Below are 16,337 nucleotides of genomic sequence, written 5' to 3' on the forward strand. Positions count from 1 at the left end.
AGATGAGTTTGAATATTGAACCAAAAGCAGTTTTTGATTGGTTTTATGCCCTGAATCAGGTTCCGCGTGAATCTGGTCATGAAGAAGGAATCTCCAATTTCTTGGTCAATTTTGCCAAGGAAAGAAATCTTGAGGTCAGTCAGGATGAGATGTGGAATATCATCATTCGCAAGCCAGCATCAGCCGGATATGAAAATGCAGAACCTGTGATTATCCAGGGACACATGGATATGGTCTGTGTGAAAACAGCGGATTCTAGCCATGATTTCACTAAGGATCCGATTGAGATGGTAGTTGATGGTACTATCTTGCGCGCTAAGGATACAACGCTTGGCGCGGACAATGGGATTGCAGTAGCCATGCAACTGGCTCTCTTAGATGGTGATTACCAGCACCCTGCCCTTGAAATCTTGGTAACAACTAATGAGGAAACGACTATGGAGGGCGCAGCTGCTATCCAATCAGACCAGTTAGAAGGAACGCGTCTTATCAATATCGATAGCGAAGAAGAGGGGATTTTCTACACGAGTTGTGCAGGTGGTGCGACCATTTCTAGTGCATTTGCTCTTGAAAAAGAAGAGGCAAAAGGCGCTGGTCTGCAAATTAGTCTTTCCGGGCTTAAAGGGGGACATTCCGGTATGGAAATCCATCAAGAACGTGGCAATGCCAACCTTCTCTTGATGCACCTCTTGTCTGCTGTAGCTAAGAAGACAGACATGCAGATTGCGAGTCTCTCTGGTGGTAGTCGAGACAATGTAATCCCAAGTGTAGCAACTGCCAGCTTTGTCGTGGAAGATGAAGTGGCAGCGCGTGCGGTAGTAGATGCTGTGGTCAGGGACTTGAAAAAAGAACTTTTCACAGCAGATCCAGAGTTGACTCTTGAGGTCGTGCCGGCTGACGTAGCAGAGGTTTATAGTAAAGATTTGACTCAGCGATTATTGAACTTCTTTACTCTTCTACCAAATGGGGTTCAAGTCATGTCACAAGACATGGAAGGCTTGGTACAAACGTCTCTCAATAATGCGGTCATGGTCGAAGAAGAAGGTAAATTCATCTTACATACTTCTCTGCGTTCCTCAGTAGCCAGTCAATTGGAAGTGATGGCAGATAAGTTGCGTCTCCTGGTAGAACTCTGTGGCGGTTCTTTCAGCCGTAACCACGACTATCCAAGTTGGGATTATGAGCCAGAAAGTGCATTGAGAGAGCAATGTCTAGCCGTCTATAAAGAAGTGTCTGGACAAGAGGCCCAAGTGGATGCCATCCATGCAGGGCTAGAGTGTGGTTTCCTAAAACATGCCCTGCCAGATTGTGATATGATCAGCTACGGTCCAAATATCTATGATGTCCACTCCACCAAAGAACACCTAGAAATTGACTCTGTGGCGCGTGTATGGGACTATACAAAGGCACTTTTAGCCAGTATGAGATAATGGTTTCAAACAACAAGAAAACGGTCTTTGCGGGACCGTTTTTTGTGTGGAGTATATTATACTCAAAGAAAAGTAAAAACAGGCGAGGTAAAGCGACGTAGGCATACCTCGTGGTAGGCTAACTTATCAAGTGTTTATTTTCAAAGAGTATTAGTAGCCTTTCCAGATGTTGGGGATAGCTTTTTTCTATTTTTTCAACCAAACATGTTGTAAGAAGCTCATGTCCTTATAGGGTGTCAGGTCTGCAACAGCTAATTCGATCTGGGTCATCTTTTCGAGCCAGTCTGGTTGGGTCTTGAATTCGTTAGGTTGCAGGCTATAAAAACTGCGAACGGCTAAATACTTTTCCAACTCTAGTTGGCTCATGTCGACTAGTTCATCTATAGTATAGGTGCTTCCTTGGGTAAAGGATGGACTGTTGAACTCTTGGCCTTTGAGTAATTCTAGAGCAGTATTGACATCGTTATGGAAAACTACGCTCTGAATAACCTTTCCAACTTGATTGTGCTTAATAATAGACAAGAGGCCGTTTGTTCTTAAAAGGCGTTTGAATTGGGCTAGGTAATGGGGACGTTCTTCTGGTTCGATATATTCTAAGACATTGTGGCAACAGATGATATCAAAGGATTGGTCGGGAAAGTCAGCTAGGACTTCTAAGGAGCCCACCAGTTTTTTGAAAGTGTGGGTCTTATCTGCCAAGAGCATTTCCTCATTTGGTTCGACAGCTATGACGGTGTTTTTCTTGGAGAGAAATTCGCTGGTCAGACCGAATCCGGCACCGAAGTCAAGAATCTGCTTGTTTTCTAAATGAGCTAACTGGGCAAAAGTCATTTCATACTGGATTTTCCCCCAAGGCTGTTCAAGCATCTGGCGATAATGGTCTAGATTTGTTGTCATAAGTACTCCCTTTTCTTTTATTGTATCAAAAAACCATGCATTTTCTATTTTTTCTACGAATAGATTAGATAGGAGGATATAAAATGAATAAAACGTTATTGATTGGCCGTCTAACGGCGACACCTGAGCTCACTCAAACACCTAATGGAAAATCGGTCTGCCATGTAACAGTCGCGGTGAATCGCCGTTTCAAAAATGAGAACGGGGAACGTGAAGCGGATTTTCTCAATGTTGTGCTATGGGGTAAGTTGGCTGAAACACTGGTTTCTTATGCTGGGAAGGGAAGTCTGATTTCCATTGAGGGTGAATTGCGCAGTCGCACCTATGAAAAAGACGGCAGCAACCGTTATGTGACAGAAGTGCTCTGCCAAGCCTTTCAACTTTTGGAAAGTCGCGCCCAACGTGCTATGCGGGAAAACAATGCAGGTGAGGACCTCTCGGATATTGTCTTGGAGGGGGAAGAATTGCCATTTTAAGGATTGGAGAGAGATTGGGAAACCAATCTTTTTTCTTTTCAGTCCAAGGTCTGATTTTGAAAAAAATGTCTCTCTTCTCTTGACTAATTTTGACCAAGTGATAAAATAAAGAATGTAGGAATTAGCACTCACATACATCGAGTGCTAAAAGGGGGATTACCCCTTTATTATTTCAAAAAATGGAGGAAGAAAGTATGGCTTTGAAACCTTTAGGCGACCGTGTCGTCGTTCAATTTGAAGAAACAGAAGAAAAAACAGCAGGCGGTTTTGTATTGGCAGGGGCTAGTCGTGAAACTAGTAAGACTGCAAGAGTCCTAGCAGTTGGACAAGGGATTCGTACCTTGACAGGTGATTTGGTGGCTCCAAATGTTTCAGTGGGCGATAAGGTCTTAGTCGAAAATGGCCCTGGTCTAGAAGTGAAAGATGGCGACGAAAAAGTGACCATTATTCGTGAAAGTGATATTTTAGCAATTATTGGGTAAGAAAAACAGATGAAGGTGGCATGTCAACCAACCACTTTACATCAAGAAAGAATTGAGACCTGATCAGAAAGTTGAGTAAGAAAGACGCTTTTCCTTTGCTTTCTGATTGAATTGGTATCATAACTTATGACAAGAAGATTATAAGGAACTATAAAACAGTAGAAAATAGAAGGGAGAAAAGGGGTCGGTTCGTATTTAGTCTAACTGAATACGGACTAGGGATGGCTGCAAAAAGGGCAACTATGGCTTAGATACAAGCATTGTCAGTTAGTTTCCTGTTTTGAGCTTGTCTGTTAGATGCCCTTTATATCTTAAAAATGGCAAAAGAGATTAAATTTTCAGCAGATGCGCGTGCGGCAATGGTCCGTGGTGTGGATATTTTAGCAGATACAGTGAAAGTAACCTTGGGGCCTAAGGGACGCAATGTTGTTTTGGAGAAAGCTTTTGGATCGCCTCTTATCACCAATGACGGTGTGACCATCGCAAAAGAAATTGAATTGGAAGATCACTTTGAGAACATGGGTGCCAAATTGGTATCTGAAGTGGCTTCAAAAACAAACGACATTGCTGGTGACGGGACTACGACAGCAACCGTTTTGACACAAGCCATCGTTCGTGAAGGTTTGAAAAACGTGACTGCGGGTGCCAATCCAATTGGTATTCGTCGTGGAATTGAAAAGGCTGTTGCGGCTGCTGTGGAAGATTTGCAAGCTATTGCTCAACCAGTAGCTAACAAGGAAGCTATTGCTCAGGTTGCGGCTGTTTCCTCACGTTCTGAGAAAGTTGGCCAGTACATTTCTGAAGCTATGGAGCGCGTGGGCAAAGATGGTGTGATTACTATCGAAGAATCACGTGGTATGGAAACAGAGTTGGAAGTGGTTGAGGGGATGCAGTTTGACCGTGGCTACCTGTCTCAATATATGGTAACGGATAATGAGAAAATGATGGCTGAATTGGAAAATCCATTCATCCTCATCACAGACAAGAAAATCTCTCACATCCAAGAGATTCTTCCTCTCCTAGAAGAAATTCTGAAAACCAATCGTCCGCTTTTGATTATTGCGGATGATGTAGATGGTGAAGCGCTTCCGACTTTGGTCCTTAATAAAATCCGTGGAACTTTCAATGTTGTAGCGGTTAAGGCACCAGGTTTTGGTGATCGTCGCAAAGCTATGCTAGAAGATATTGCTATCTTAACAGGAGCGACTGTCATCACAGAGGATCTCGGTTTGGAACTCAAGGATGCCAACATGGGTGCCCTTGGTCAAGCGACTAAAGTAACTGTTGATAAAGATTCTACTGTTATTGTAGAAGGCGCTGGTGCTAACGATGCCATTGCTAATCGTGTCAACCTCATCAAATCTCAACTGGAAACAACGACTTCTGAATTTGACCGTGAAAAATTACAAGAACGTTTGGCTAAACTAGCTGGCGGCGTGGCTGTCATTAAGGTCGGAGCAGCAACTGAAACGGAATTGAAAGAAATGAAACTCCGTATCGAAGATGCCCTCAACGCAACTCGCGCAGCAGTTGAAGAGGGCATTGTGGCCGGTGGTGGTACGGCCTTTGCTAATGTTATTGGGAAGGTAGCAGAACTGGACTTGACTGGTGATGAAGCAACAGGACGCAACATTGTCCTTCGTGCCTTGGAAGAACCAGTCCGCCAAATTGCCTACAATGCGGGCTATGAAGGTTCTGTTGTTATTGAACACTTGAAAAACAGTGAACTGGGTACTGGCTTCAATGCTACTGATGGACAGTGGGTCAATATGGTGGAAGCTGGTATCATTGACCCAGTTAAGGTGACTCGCTCTGCTCTTCAAAATGCGGCTTCTGTCGCTAGTCTGATTTTGACAACCGAAGCCGTCGTAGCCAACAAACCAGAACCAGCAACCCCAGCTATGCCAGCAGGCATGGACCCAGGTATGATGGGCGGTATGATGTAAGTTTCGTTTTAATAAGCAAAAAAAGACCGATTCTCTCGAAAATGAGAGACTTGGTCTTTTTTTTATTAAGTGACTATAAAGTAGATGTGGAAGATCAATCTTTTGGCAAAAGAGCGCTGTACTTCTGAGCCAAATTTCGGATGCTATCAAAGTCCCCTTTTGCAGCAAGTTCGTTAAATTCCCCTCCAATGCCGACGGCATCTGCTTTTGCAGCAAACCAGTCTAAAATATTCTCTATATTGACTCCGCCTGTTACCATAATGGCAACCTGAGGAAGAGGTGCTTTTATGGCTTTGATGTAGGAGGGGCCAGATAGATTTCCAGGGAAAAGTTTAATCATCTCACATCCAGCTTCCAGAGCTGTTACCATCTCGGTCAAGCTGATACAGCCAGGAATATAAGGAATGGCGTAGCGATTGCAGAGTCGGGCTGTGCTTGAGTGGAAAGATGGGGAAACAATATATTTAGCTCCTGCTAATATTGCTAATCGAGCAGTTTCAGCATCCAATACACTTCCAGCACCAATAATGATAGAAGAATTATCCTTATATAAATAAGTCAATTCCTTGATGATGCTACTAGCTTCGGAGTTGGTGTAGGCTATTTCTATCGCTGAAATCCCACCCTCAATACAAGCTATCGCACAGTGAAGTCCTTCGGATTTGTCAGATCCTCGGATGACAGATACTAAGTTCTCTTTTTTTAAATGAACAATGGTTTCAGATTTACTCATTGGTTCTCCTGTTCTTTTTTAACGTAATACATCCTTATGATGGGCAAGTAATTCCTCAATTTGCTTTGCCTGATGGTGGAGATGGTCTTCGGCAATGGTACATTTAAAGCTACCAGCAGCGACTGCAAAGTTAAGAGATTCGTCCATAGCACATGAGGTAAGTAATTTATAGAGCGCACCTGCTACAAATGCATCCCCACTTCCAATCCTCTGAAGGCTTCTAGTTTTCAATCTTTTTGATGCATGGAAAGTACCGTCATAAGCAAAAGCTTGGTAATAATTTATACCGCTCTCATCTATTTTTCGAATAGTGTGGAAAATGGCTTTCAATTGAAACTTCTCTTTTAAGTTTCGCATGCGCTTTTCAAGATTGTTCAATGAGCTGTTTTCACGGTCAAAAAGTGTGGAATCGTCACTATCTAACAGTAGGGGTTCAATACCAAAGCAGTAATCGGCATAGTTAGCAAAGCGAGAAAATTCTTTTTTTGCTTCCTGGATACTGATCATATGTTGTCTGAGATTAGGATCAAAAGAAATGGAAACTTCTCTTTTTTTTGCTTCTATGAGCAAGTTTTCTAGTAACTCCCTACAAGACGGACTAATGGCAATTGAGATGCCGCTGAAGTGAAAGTGACTGACCCCGCAAAAGAGGCTTTCGAGGTCCAACATATCTATTTTTATTTCGGATATGCTTGTGTTGGATCGATCGTAGATGACTTTTCCTTGCCGACAACCAAATCCATCCTCTAAATAGTAGACACCCATACGTGTTCCAATCCGACAAATACTTTCTGTATCAATGCCATGTTGTTTTAAAAAAGTGAGGAAACTATCGCCTAGCCCATTATGGGGAAGCCCAGATAGAAGGCTAGTTTGCATACCGAAAGCTTGGAGGGCGCAAGCGACATTGATTTCAGAACCTCCGTAATGTATAGAAGAGGTAGCGCCGTCGTGTAGTGAGTCAAAGTTTTGAGGTGTAATTCGGATGAGAGGTTCTCCGAAAAATAAGATTTTTCCCATAGTTGCCGCCTGGATTAATGGGAAAGAAGCGACTGGAGATAATCTGCAATGGCTTCGTCTTGACAATTTTCAAAGAAATATTCTTGGAAATATTCCCCAGCAATGGTTTCTTTCAAGAAATCTTGGTCAATTGTTTTCAAAACGGTCAACAGATCCCGATGAGTAATCGTTTTCATCTCGTTCAAAATACGAGCATTGCGTTGCTCTGGGACCACGCGATCTTTTGGATAGCCGCCGCCCATCGGTTCAGCAAAGAGACGTTCAAAAATCAATTTTAAGTTTAATTCAGCTCCCCATCCGAATCCTTTTGCAAAAGGTAGGGATAGAGCATTACCACCGTTAATTTGTGAAAAAAGATAGGCGTCAGTTGGTTCTGATGCAATGCCGCAGACGACTCCTGGGAAACTATTTAAGGAAACCATGGCCCCAACTCCCGTGCCGCAACCGGTAATGACGAAATCTGCTGCTTTGCTATTGAGCAAAATTGCAGCTAGTAAACCGTTTTGAACATAAGTGAGCTGACTTTCGTCTTCTTTGCCATACATTCCGTAATTGTAAACTTCAAAACCTTTTTCTTTGGCAACTTCATTGAGAGTCTCATAAATGAGGGAGTTTTTAGTTGCTTGACTATTTTCATTAATAAGTGCAATTTTCATTGTTTTCTTTTCCTCCTATTGTGGTTGTTTTCCGATGTAAGCCAATATACCTCCGTCCACATAAAGAATGTGTCCGTTGATAAAATCGCTTGCTTCGCTAGCTAAAAAGACAGCAGGTCCTGCCAAATCTTCTGGTACTCCCCATCTAGCCGCAGGAGTCTTTGCGATGATAAATTGATCAAATGGGTGTCGTGAACCATCTGCCTGCAATTCGCGAAGAGGAGCTGTCTGCGGTGTTGCAATATAACCAGGACCAATGCCGTTACATTGAATGTTAGCGCCACCGAACTCGGAAGCAATATTTTTGGTCAGCATCTTCAATCCACCTTTGGCTGCCGCATAAGCTGCCACGGTCTCGCGACCTAGTTCACTCATCATGGAGCAGACGTTGATTATTTTACCGTGCCCTTTTTCAATCATAGATGGTAAAACAGCCTTAGCAACGATGAAGGGAGCGGTTAGATCGATATCAATGACTTTACGAAAATCGCTCGTTTCCATCTCCAACATTGGGCAGCGATTGATGATCCCAGCATTATTTACTAAAATATCAATTGTCCCAACTTCGGATTCAATTTGTTTTACCATTGCTTTTATGCCAATTTCATCCGTAACATCACAAACATAACCATGAGCGCGGATGCCGTATTCTTCATAAAGAGCTAGTCCCTTATCCACCAGTTCTTGTTTTATATCATTAAATACAATTGTTGCTCCAGCTTCTGCGTAGGAGCGTGCGATAGAAAATCCAATGCCATAAGAAGCACCTGTAATCAGGGCGATTTTTCCATCGAGTGAGAATTGAGAGAGCGAGAATGTTTTTTCCATAAAATAAAACTCCTTTAAAGTTAGTTTAGTAAACCGATTTACTGTTATTTTAGTTTTTTAATCTCTCTATGTCAACTATTTTTTATTGAAAGAAGCAAAAAAAATAAAAAATAATTAAAAAAACGGTTACATTTTTTCAAAAAAAGGCTTGACAAAGATTAAAAAGTCCTATAAAATGAAAAAAGTAAAGTGAACCGGTAAACAAAAAGGAGGAAAAATGAAAGTTATTTTATTAGGACATGGTCATTGTGCTAGTGGTTATCTCTCTTCATTGGAAATGATTGCTGGAAAACAAGAACACGTTGAAGCGATTGATTTCTCAGATTCCATGACAAGTCAGGAATTGGAAGAGAAATTGGAAGTTTCTCTTGTAAATGAAGATGAGGTTTTGATTTTATGTGATTTATTGGGAGGGACTCCCTTTAAATTAGCTGCCGCACGAGCTCTTCGTTCGGAGACACAAACAATAGAAGCTATTTCAGGTTTAAACCTTTCCATGTTATTGGAGGTTGCATTAGGTGTTACAAGTCTAGGGGATGATGCAGTTGAAAAAGTGATTTTCAGTGCTAAATCTGGAATCATGAGCGCCAAGGACTTGTTTAAGCCTTCAGCTGAAGCGGAAGAAGATGGTGAGGGAATATGATAAAAGAAGTCGCAATTGAAGAAATTATTCGACCGGAGCGATTTACAAAAGAGAGTTGGTTAAGGCGTCAAGAGATTGAAGAAGCGATTGAGCGTGCTGTCAAACAGTTGGCTTTGAACATGGATTATTTTAAAGAAGATTATCCAACACCAGCTACTTTTCAAAATATCTATAAGGTAATGGATAATACGGAATGGACCAATGGGTTTTGGACAGGTTGCCTTTGGCTAGCATTTGAATACAGTCGAGATGAGGCATTTGAGAACTTGGCTTCCTGTAATGTTCGCTCCTTTCTAGACCGGGTTCGCAATCAAGTTGAACTAGACCACCATGATTTGGGCTTCTTATATACACCATCATGTGTAGCAGAATACCGGATCAATGGGGATCAAGTAGCATGCGAAGCTGCTTTGGCAGCAGCAGATAAGCTGATGGAGCGTTACCAAGAAAAAGGTGGTTTCATTCAAGCTTGGGGTGAATTAGGAAAAGCAGAGCATTATCGCTTGATTATTGATTGCCTTCTGAATATTCAATTATTGTTTTTTGCATATGAGCAAACAGGGGACTCAACTTATTATCAAGTTGCGAAAAATCATTTTTATGCCTCGGTAAACCATGTAATTCGGGATGACGCTTCTTCTTTTCATACGTTTTATTTCGACCCAGAAACTGGTCAGCCGTTGAAGGGTGTAACCAGACAAGGTTATAGTGATGATTCCTGTTGGGCACGTGGACAAGCTTGGGGCATCTACGGTATCCCCTTGGGTTATCGTCATCTTAAGAATGAACAGTGCTTTGATTTGTTTAAAGGGGTAACCAACTACTTTTTGAATCGCTTGCCTGAGGATTCGGTCTCTTATTGGGATTTAATTTTTGGTGATGAGAGTGATCAGTCGCGTGATTCCTCTGCTACAGCTATTGCTGTTTGTGGGATTCATGAAATGTTGAAGTACCTTCCGGAAGTAGATCCAGATAGAGAGACTTATCGTCATGCAATGCATGTTATGTTGCGGTCGCTTATCAATCATTATGCCACAGACGTTCCACAAGAGGGTAGTCCCCTACTCTTGCATGGAGTCTATTCTTGGCATTCAGGTAAAGGGGTGGACGAAGGCAATATCTGGGGGGACTACTATTATCTAGAAGCTTTGCTCCGATTCTATAAGGATTGGGAAATTTACTGGTGAGGAGGAAATTATGACAACACCAAATATTGTTATGACTCGTGTTGATGAACGCTTAATTCATGGACAGGGACAGTTGTGGATCAAGTCGCTCAATTGCAATACTGTCATTGTAGCTAATGACGAGGTCTCAGAAGATAAGATTCAACAGACCTTGATGAAAACGGTTGTTCCGACTTCAATTGTAATGAGATTTTTCTCAGTTCAAAAAGTTATTGATATTATTCACAAAGCAAGTCCTGCCCAGCAAATCTTCTTAATTGTTAAAGATTTGAAAGACGCTCAAGCTTTGATAAAGGGGGGCGTTCCAATTAAAGAATTGAATATTGGAAATATCCACAATGCAGAAGGAAAAGAGCGTGTGACGCGCTCCATTTTCCTAGGAGATGAAGAACGGCGAATCATTCGCGAATTAAGCGAAGGGTATCAGGTTGATTTTAATACGAAAACAACACCAACAGGGAACGATGGAGCACTAGAAGTGAATCTATTGGACTATGTTTAATCATATTCATACAAGGAGAACCTTATGGAAATAAACGTAATTCAAGCAATATTAATTGGCTTGTGGACAGCATTTTGCTTTAGTGGTATGCTTCTGGGCATTTACACTAACCGTTGTATCATCTTATCCTTTGGGGTAGGGATTATCGTCGGTGATATTCCGACAGCTCTTGCTATGGGAGCCATTTCTGAATTGGCTTATATGGGCTTCGGTGTCGGAGCAGGGGGAACTGTTCCACCCAATCCAATCGGCCCTGGTATCTTTGGTACCCTAATGGCTATTACCAGTGCGGGCAAAGTATCGCCAGAAGCAGCCTTGGCTCTGTCAACGCCAATTGCAGTTGCTATCCAATTCTTACAAACATTTGCTTATACAGCTTTTGCGGGATCGCCTGAAAGCGCTATCAAGCATTTGCGTAATGGCAATATTAAAGGTTTCAAAATTATCGCAAATAGTACAATCTGGATATTTGCTCTTATCGGCTTTGCTTTGGGTGTAGTGGGAGCTTTGTCCATGGATACCTTGATTCATTTGGTTGACTTTATCCCACCAGTCTTGTTGAATGGTTTGACTGTTGCAGGTAAAATGCTTCCAGCAATTGGTTTTGCAATGATCCTTTCTGTCATGGCGAAAAAAGAACTTATTCCATTCGTGTTGCTCGGTTATGTCTGTGCGACTTACTTAGGTGTTCCTACAATCGGTATCGCTATCATTGGTACTATGTTTGCCTTAATGGAGTTTTACAATAAACCAAAAAGAACAGAAGCTGTAGTGGTTTCAGGAGGAGATGAACAAGATGACTGGATCTAATAAATTAACAAAAGGTGATTACACTAAAACAGCTCTTAGAGCATTCTTCTTACAAAATGGTTTCAACTATAGCAACTACCAAGGTCTTGGTTATGCCAATGTCATGTATCCTGCTTTGAAGAAACACTACGGAGAGGATAAGAAAGAACTTTGCAAAGCTTTGGAAGAAAACTGTGAGTTCTATAATACAAATCCTCACTTCTTACCATTTATTACCAGCTTACATTTGGTAATGTTAGAAAATGAGCGACCAGAAGAAGAAACTAGAAATATAAAAATGGCTCTCATGGGTCCGTTAGCTGGTATTGGGGATTCCTTGTCTCAGTTCTGTCTAGCACCTTTATTCTCAACGATTGCGGCATCCCTTGCTAGTGATGGCTTGATTATCGGTCCGATTCTATTCTTCTTGGCCATGAATATCATCCTCACAGGAATCAAGGTTGGCAGTGGTTTGTACGGTTACAAAGTGGGAACCAGCTTTATCGATAAATTGAGTGAGCAGATGGCTGTTGTGTCTCGAATTGCTAATATTATCGGTGTAACGGTTATCGCAGGGCTTGCAGCTACTTCGGTAAAAATGATGATTCCGATTCAATTTGCGGCAGGAGAAGTTGATGCAACCAATGCTGCTCAAAAATTTGTGACTATCCAAGGAATGTTGGACAAAATCGCACCAGCTCTTTTACCAGCTCTCTTTACTTTATTGATGTTCTACCTTATTAGACAGAAAAAATGGACAACTTACAAATTGGTTATCCTTACAGTGGTTATCGGAATTGTTGGAAGTTGGCTAGGAATCTTAGTTTAATCTAAAAACTATTGAAAATGATAAGTATTTCTTATCTGTGTGTCACTCTGGCAACGATCTCTCTTGTTCCTTCTGTCAAACCTTATTTAAGAGTTAATCTTTTCTAAAAAAGATCGTTTTTGGATAAGTTTTGGTGAGATGGCAGGTACAGGAAAATAATGTTGAAAACAAAGAGATTGGGGCACTACGGCCTCTGTCTCTTTTCTTTAAACCGTGTATGGTTTTATATTGTGTTCTGGAATTGCAATGAAATATCACTCTTTATGGGTTTCAGCAACTTCCAAGCTGCATCAGTCGGTAGGTATGTTATGAAAGGAAAATGTGTCGCATGCAAAGAAAAGGAAAAATGAGTGTTGGAAAGTTTGGAATCGGACTTGGCTCCGTATTGCTTTCTCTCCTATTTTTTGGAAACTCTTCCTCGGCGGAAGAGACTTCTACTAGTTCAGATACAACAGTTACCACAGAGCAAATATCAGAAATCGCTTCAGTGGAAGAATCAACTGAAATGAATCTAAATGAAAAAACAAACTTAATTCAAAATGGGGCTTTTGAAAATACTGTAGTTGCGAGTGGGAATTGGTCTAAACTAGCAGCTCTTACTTGGGATGATCCTTGGATCCCGGCTGAAGTGGACAAGAAAAATGGTGCTGTTAGTGTGGAAGAAGGCAGGCTTTCTATTCGTGCGATAGCCGCTTATCGTGTGGCCTTGGGACAGGTTCTTGTGGTGGATTCCAGTAAGGAATATGTTTTGGAATACGATGTGGAAACCAAGGAGGTTAAGGGAAGTGGTGTTCGAGCTCGTGTGAGAGTATTGGATGAGACTGGAAAAGAAGTGAATAAAGATTTTCTTTATACAGATTTTGTGAGTGGGACAAAAAATGCCCATATCCAGCGTAATATTGCCTTGCCACAGGGAACAAAAAAGGTTAAAGTTGAATTGTTCTTTGAAAATAGTGTAGGAGAAGCATGGTTTGATAATGTTTCTTTGAAAGAGTCTATCAAGCCGGAAGAATCAAATCCCGCAATAGAAAACCCCCAGGTAGACAAGTCTTCTCCTGAGTCAGGAGTCGTTCGTTTGATGAGCAACAAGGTTTATTTGCCAGCTCGCAAAGATCTCCGCTATGAAATAACAAATCCTAGTATTGCTCGTCTCGAAAATCAAATGATTTATCCCTTGGCTGCCGGCAGTACTGAAATCTCAGTTTATGAAGGTGATGAGAAGCGCTCGAACTTTACTTTAGAGGTATCTCCCTATACAGATACTGTTTTTCGTCAAGTTCGTGAAAATTGGGAGGTAAACTCTCTGTCCAATAAGAGTTATAATCCAGCAGATGAGCATATGAAGGCTTTTCTTGGAACTCTTGAAACGGGTGTTGCTGATTCACTAACCAAATGGATCGAACCAAGCTTAGCTACAAAGACGATTTTTAGCGATATTGATTTTACTAGTTCTAAGCATTTAACAACTGCTTACCGTCGCTTAGAGCAAATGGCGCAGGTTTTTGAAAACCCGAATTCACAATTTTATCGCAATAGAGATCTATTAGAAAAAATAAGAAATGGGATGGCTTGGTTAAATACCAAAGTCTATAACGAGCAAAAAGAAATTAGTGACAATTGGTGGGATTACGAAATTGGGACTCCTCGTGCCATCGTTGATATTTTGATTTATTTGCATCCTTACTTTAGTCAAGAAGAAATTAATAAGTATACTGCACCTATTTCTAAGTTTGTTCCCAATGTTTCTATGATTCGTTCGACTACTACACAGGCGACTCCTGCTGTGGGAGGAAATCAAACAGATCTTAGCAAAGTAGCTATTTTAGAAGGTGCTCTCCGTGAAGATAGCCAACGCATTAGAGACGGAGTTCATGGTTTAAGTACTATTTTAAAATTTGTGGACAAAGGTGAAGGGTTTTATGAAGATGGCTCCTATATTGACCACACAAATGTAGCCTATACAGGTGCCTATGGAAATGTTCTAATCGATGGATTTTCTCAGTTATTGCCCGTTGTACAGTCAACAGAATTTGCTCTGGATAGCAATAACCTCTCCATACTTTATGAATGGATCGACCGGGCCTATGCTCCCATTCTCGTGAAAGGGGAATTGATGGATATGACCCGCGGTCGATCCATCAGTCGAGCGACAGGACAATCCCACGTACAGGCAGTTGAAATCCTTCGATCACTGGCTAGGCTGGCAGAGGCTTCTAGTAATGAAAATAAAGCGAAACTTCGTGCTATTGTAAAAGGCCATCTCCAATCCGACACTTTTTACAGTGCTTACAATAATTTGAAGTCTTATCGGGATATTGAACTCTTCAACCAGATTTTGTCAGATACAACTATTTCTCCAGTTGAAGATAGGGATCGAATAGCAGCTTTTAACAATATGGATAAATTTGTTTACCACAATGCTCAATCAGATTATGCCTTTGGTATCAGCATGTATTCATCACGTACACAGAATTACGAAGATATGAACAATGAAAACCGTCGTGGTTGGTATACTTCTGATGGAATGGTTTATCTTTACAATGGAGATTTGGGTCACTATAGCCAAGACTATTGGGCAACGGTTAATCCTTATCGTTTGCCAGGAACCACAGTGACCAATGATATGCGAGAAGATGGAAGTGGAGAAGTGACCTTAAAAAGTAGCTTTGTTGGCGCGACACAGTTGGATAGTCGTTTGGCTACAGTTGCTATGGACTTCAACAATTGGAACGATAGTTTGCAGGCTCGTAAAGCTTGGTTCATCATAGGGGACAAACTTGTCTTCTTGGGTACGGATGTCCAACATTCCTCAGACAAAGGAGCTGTAACAACAATTGAAAATCGGAAATTGTCTCCTGGTCAGAATTATACCTACTATCTAAATGGAGCTCCTATTGATTTATCCAAAGATGTTGTGACGGATAAAACCCAATCTTTCTACATGACAAACGGAGATATCAAGCAATCTATCGGCTATGTTTTCCTGAATGACCTAAGCACTCATGCGCAAGTAGAAGAACGTTCAGGTAAGTGGAGTGATATTAATCATGGACAATCCTCGGCGCCTGTACAAAATCGCTTCCTAAGTCTTTGGCATGAGCAATCAAAGGAAAGTAGCCATTACGCCTATGTCATGATTCCAAACAAATCAATGGAAGAAATGCAAGAGTTAGGTAAGGCGGTGTCTGTGCAACACCAAGATAAAGATTTGCAAGTTGTTTATGATAGGAATGAAAAAGTATGGGGTATTGTCAAATATGTTGATGGGGACTATTCCTTGAATGATGATGTGAAGCTGACTAAAGCTGGACTTTATACGGTTCAGGAGTTAGATAATGGATACAGAGTTTCATATTATAATCCAGAGACTAAGTCAACAGAGCAACCTGTTTATCCAATGTCTAAAACTACAAAAGTATCTCTTGAAGTAGCTGCAACAATGGCAGCTCCATCCAGCATTTGGACAGTTCAGGTGGCTGAGAAATCAAGTTTGGCAACCACTACAACTTCTGAAATCACCTCGACTCAAAACTCTAGTAGCCAGGCTAATAGCCCAAGCACATCAGATGCAAACACAAACAGTGAGAAGAAAAATGGTTCGGTTGTGAAGCTACCTCAAACTGGAGAGAAGAAAGGGATTCTTCTTTCTCTGGCAGGTTTTTTGGTCTTTGGTCTAGTCATCTATTTTACAAGAAAAAAGAAGACCCCCAAAGCTTGATGTAGATACCGCATTCAGTTTAAAGATGAAAAGTTCAAGGTGGGTTATACCCAAAGAAAATCAAAAATAGATGAGGTAAAGCGACACAGGCCTAGCTAGTGGTAGGCAAAGAGTTTTAACAAAATCTAATATTAATTTTCAAAGAGTATTAGATAAACTAGAACCTTTAGTTCTCGTAGCTGATTTGTTGGAAAAATGACC

General features: G+C 41.3%; 15 protein-coding genes. 10 read left to right on the forward strand and 5 right to left on the reverse strand.

What is annotated here, in order from left to right; genetic code table 11:
* Positions 1-2 precede the first annotated feature (2 nt).
* The gene (locus BN1356_RS01820) at positions 3-1,430 is read left to right on the forward strand and encodes an aminoacyl-histidine dipeptidase (RefSeq protein ID WP_093649718.1); all 1,428 of its coding nucleotides are present in this window, start codon (positions 3-5) and stop codon (positions 1,428-1,430) included.
* Positions 1,431-1,616: 186 nt separating this feature from the next.
* Here BN1356_RS01820 and BN1356_RS01825 read toward each other — a convergent pair whose 3' ends face one another.
* On the reverse strand, positions 1,617-2,327 hold the full coding sequence (locus tag BN1356_RS01825; RefSeq protein WP_093649719.1) for a class I SAM-dependent methyltransferase: 711 nt from the start codon (positions 2,325-2,327) through the stop codon (positions 1,617-1,619).
* An 83-nt stretch (positions 2,328-2,410) separates the two neighbouring features.
* On the opposite strand from BN1356_RS01825, the gene BN1356_RS01830 reads away from it, so the two are divergent.
* From BN1356_RS01830 to groL, 3 genes are all read left to right on the forward strand, one after another.
* The gene (locus tag BN1356_RS01830; RefSeq protein WP_093649720.1) at positions 2,411-2,803 is read left to right on the forward strand and encodes a single-stranded DNA-binding protein; all 393 of its coding nucleotides are present in this window, start codon (positions 2,411-2,413) and stop codon (positions 2,801-2,803) included.
* 194 nt (positions 2,804-2,997) lie between these two features.
* Positions 2,998-3,285: a co-chaperone GroES gene (gene groES, locus BN1356_RS01835; protein ID WP_093649721.1), complete on the forward strand. Its 288-nt coding sequence runs from the start codon at positions 2,998-3,000 to the stop codon at positions 3,283-3,285.
* Between the two features lie 317 nt (positions 3,286-3,602).
* Positions 3,603-5,231 (forward strand): chaperonin GroEL, encoded by a 1,629-nt coding sequence (gene groL, locus BN1356_RS01840; RefSeq protein ID WP_093649722.1) that lies wholly within the window; start codon positions 3,603-3,605, stop codon positions 5,229-5,231.
* 94 nt (positions 5,232-5,325) lie between these two features.
* Here the strand turns inward: groL and BN1356_RS01845 are convergent, their stop codons facing one another.
* Genes BN1356_RS01845 through BN1356_RS01860 form a run of 4 tightly spaced genes read right to left on the reverse strand, consistent with a single transcriptional unit; the run spans position 5,326 to position 8,468 of the window.
* A complete protein-coding gene (locus BN1356_RS01845; RefSeq protein WP_093649723.1) occupies positions 5,326-5,964 on the reverse strand; it encodes a bifunctional 4-hydroxy-2-oxoglutarate aldolase/2-dehydro-3-deoxy-phosphogluconate aldolase in 639 nt (212 codons plus the stop codon).
* An 18-nt stretch (positions 5,965-5,982) separates the two neighbouring features.
* The gene (locus BN1356_RS01850) at positions 5,983-6,984 is read right to left on the reverse strand and encodes a sugar kinase (RefSeq protein WP_093649724.1); all 1,002 of its coding nucleotides are present in this window, start codon (positions 6,982-6,984) and stop codon (positions 5,983-5,985) included.
* Positions 6,985-6,998: 14 nt separating this feature from the next.
* Positions 6,999-7,640 (reverse strand): RpiB/LacA/LacB family sugar-phosphate isomerase, encoded by a 642-nt coding sequence (locus BN1356_RS01855; protein ID WP_093649725.1) that lies wholly within the window; start codon positions 7,638-7,640, stop codon positions 6,999-7,001.
* A 15-nt stretch (positions 7,641-7,655) separates the two neighbouring features.
* Complete coding sequence (locus BN1356_RS01860; RefSeq protein ID WP_093649726.1) at positions 7,656-8,468, reverse strand: gluconate 5-dehydrogenase; 813 nt, start codon at positions 8,466-8,468, stop codon at positions 7,656-7,658.
* A 217-nt stretch (positions 8,469-8,685) separates the two neighbouring features.
* On the opposite strand from BN1356_RS01860, the gene BN1356_RS01865 reads away from it, so the two are divergent.
* The 6 genes from BN1356_RS01865 (at position 8,686) to BN1356_RS01895 (ending at position 16,136) form a co-directional block, all read left to right on the forward strand.
* Positions 8,686-9,111: a PTS sugar transporter subunit IIA gene (locus tag BN1356_RS01865; protein WP_093649727.1), complete on the forward strand. Its 426-nt coding sequence runs from the start codon at positions 8,686-8,688 to the stop codon at positions 9,109-9,111.
* Positions 9,108-10,298, forward strand: coding sequence for a glycoside hydrolase family 88 protein (locus BN1356_RS01870; RefSeq protein WP_093649728.1), 1,191 nt, complete (start codon positions 9,108-9,110; stop codon positions 10,296-10,298). Before BN1356_RS01865 ends, BN1356_RS01870 begins: the two co-directional genes overlap by 4 nt.
* Before the next feature lie 10 nt (positions 10,299-10,308).
* Complete coding sequence (locus tag BN1356_RS01875) at positions 10,309-10,800, forward strand: PTS sugar transporter subunit IIB (RefSeq protein WP_093649729.1); 492 nt, start codon at positions 10,309-10,311, stop codon at positions 10,798-10,800.
* 24 nt (positions 10,801-10,824) lie between these two features.
* Positions 10,825-11,610 carry a PTS mannose/fructose/sorbose/N-acetylgalactosamine transporter subunit IIC gene (locus tag BN1356_RS01880; RefSeq protein ID WP_093649730.1) on the forward strand — a complete coding sequence of 262 codons (786 nt, stop codon included), beginning with the start codon at positions 10,825-10,827 and terminating at the stop codon, positions 11,608-11,610.
* The gene (locus BN1356_RS01885; protein ID WP_093649731.1) at positions 11,597-12,418 is read left to right on the forward strand and encodes a PTS system mannose/fructose/sorbose family transporter subunit IID; all 822 of its coding nucleotides are present in this window, start codon (positions 11,597-11,599) and stop codon (positions 12,416-12,418) included. The genes BN1356_RS01880 and BN1356_RS01885 overlap by 14 nt, the downstream gene beginning before the upstream one ends.
* Positions 12,419-12,746: 328 nt before the next feature.
* Positions 12,747-16,136, forward strand: coding sequence for a polysaccharide lyase family 8 super-sandwich domain-containing protein (locus tag BN1356_RS01895; RefSeq protein WP_093649733.1), 3,390 nt, complete (start codon positions 12,747-12,749; stop codon positions 16,134-16,136).
* Positions 16,137-16,337 lie beyond the last annotated feature (201 nt).

It is taken from the genome of Streptococcus varani (genome assembly GCF_001375655.1).
Lineage (GTDB): Bacteria > Bacillota > Bacilli > Lactobacillales > Streptococcaceae > Streptococcus > Streptococcus varani.

Bases quoted from the DNA above. Each gene is read 5' to 3' on its own strand.
- BN1356_RS01885 (WP_093649731.1), top strand. From the start codon at position 11,597: ATGACTGGATCTAATAAATTAACAAAAGGTGATTACACTAAAACAGCT.
- BN1356_RS01820 (WP_093649718.1), top strand. From the start codon at position 3: ATGAGTTTGAATATTGAACCAAAAGCAGTTTTTGATTGGTTTTATGCC.
- BN1356_RS01850 (WP_093649724.1), bottom strand. From the start codon at position 6,984: ATGGGAAAAATCTTATTTTTCGGAGAACCTCTCATCCGAATTACACCT.
- BN1356_RS01875 (WP_093649729.1), top strand. From the start codon at position 10,309: ATGACAACACCAAATATTGTTATGACTCGTGTTGATGAACGCTTAATT.
- BN1356_RS01895 (WP_093649733.1), top strand. From the start codon at position 12,747: ATGCAAAGAAAAGGAAAAATGAGTGTTGGAAAGTTTGGAATCGGACTT.
- BN1356_RS01830 (WP_093649720.1), top strand. From the start codon at position 2,411: ATGAATAAAACGTTATTGATTGGCCGTCTAACGGCGACACCTGAGCTC.
- BN1356_RS01845 (WP_093649723.1), bottom strand. From the start codon at position 5,964: ATGAGTAAATCTGAAACCATTGTTCATTTAAAAAAAGAGAACTTAGTA.
- BN1356_RS01870 (WP_093649728.1), top strand. From the start codon at position 9,108: ATGATAAAAGAAGTCGCAATTGAAGAAATTATTCGACCGGAGCGATTT.
- groES (WP_093649721.1), top strand. From the start codon at position 2,998: ATGGCTTTGAAACCTTTAGGCGACCGTGTCGTCGTTCAATTTGAAGAA.
- BN1356_RS01880 (WP_093649730.1), top strand. From the start codon at position 10,825: ATGGAAATAAACGTAATTCAAGCAATATTAATTGGCTTGTGGACAGCA.
- BN1356_RS01825 (WP_093649719.1), bottom strand. From the start codon at position 2,327: ATGACAACAAATCTAGACCATTATCGCCAGATGCTTGAACAGCCTTGG.
- BN1356_RS01855 (WP_093649725.1), bottom strand. From the start codon at position 7,640: ATGAAAATTGCACTTATTAATGAAAATAGTCAAGCAACTAAAAACTCC.
- groL (WP_093649722.1), top strand. From the start codon at position 3,603: ATGGCAAAAGAGATTAAATTTTCAGCAGATGCGCGTGCGGCAATGGTC.
- BN1356_RS01865 (WP_093649727.1), top strand. From the start codon at position 8,686: ATGAAAGTTATTTTATTAGGACATGGTCATTGTGCTAGTGGTTATCTC.
- BN1356_RS01860 (WP_093649726.1), bottom strand. From the start codon at position 8,468: ATGGAAAAAACATTCTCGCTCTCTCAATTCTCACTCGATGGAAAAATC.